The 1169-nt window shown below is 28.5% G+C and carries 1 protein-coding gene; it reads right to left on the reverse strand.

Annotated features, from left to right (window positions below; translation table 11 throughout):
- Positions 1-1149: hypothetical protein (locus DPG01_RS18390; protein ID WP_162622375.1), on the reverse strand; the 1149-nt coding region annotated here is incomplete at its 3' end.
- Between the last annotated feature and the right edge of the window lie 20 nt (positions 1150-1169).

Here is a 1169-nt window from a genome sequence, read left to right on the forward strand (position 1 = left end):
AATAAATCCATGTACGTGGTATAGAGGCAATTCTTCATTACTATATTTATCGTTATCTAAAAAAATTGATCTAAATTTCAAATTTGAATTACTTAAATGCTGTTCAATTAAATTGTCGAAATTATACGTAATAATAGATCTTACTTTAGCTCCAGTTCTGGTCAGAATACATAATCTTCCGATGCTTTTGATTAATTCTGATTCTTTTTTCTCTTTGTTATATAGATTCTTTTGTAGCTCTCTTATAAAACCTTTTGAATCTTGGTCTTGAGTAGAAAATCCGGTACGTAAATATCTTGCTGAAAGTAAGGCAGATTTTAAATATTTCTCTGAAAAGGTTCTGCTGATATGTCTAATGATTTCAGCATACTCTCCCGCTTTCATAGAGCGTAAGTCTGTATTGTCGAGACTGCTATTAACTAGGTAGGTGATAAACAAACTTGAAATTAGTTCATCCCAACTAGGTAGATTTGCACTGCATGAAACTCCTGCACCAAGTAAAAGAGAAACTTTTCCACTGTGTTGATACAGATTTTTCAGGTTAGTAATCAGCTCATTTCTTTTAGTCACCCAATCTTCATTCTTTTCAAAAACCAAATCTTTAATTTTTATTGAAAATAATTTATTGGTGAGTTCATCAACATCTGATGGTATTTCTTGAATGATGCTATTTATAAATGAAGTACCTAAGAATCCTACATCTTTATTAAAAAAATCATGTATATGTGAAAATCTAAAATTCAATTCCTCAATTTCTATGTCACTTAATAACGTTAAAATAACTACTGATTTGAAGTCATTGCGTTTTACTGTGGAATTTAAAATATTTGAAGTAAATTCAACATATTGTTCGAGGTTTTTTTCAAACTGTATTCCTTTTTTACTTTCTAAATATTTATTATCTTTAAAAAGTACTTCATTAGGGTTTATAGAAAAAGCTACGCTTACAGGTGCTTTAAAATTTGCAATGTCTTTTCGAGAAAGTATAAAAGATAACTGATTACTTGAGTTGATATCTTCAAATGGTATATTTTGGGTTTCTAAGTATTTTTTTACAATATTTTCAATAAATAATTGAACATCGACAGTATGAAGAAGTCCTTTCTTTTTAAAAATATCTTTTATTAAATGATCAATGTTCATAGTCAAAAAAAGAAGCCCCTAAAGGC

Origin of the sequence: Acinetobacter sp. WCHAc060042, assembly GCF_003231195.1 — a bacterium.
GTDB lineage: Bacteria > Pseudomonadota > Gammaproteobacteria > Pseudomonadales > Moraxellaceae > Acinetobacter.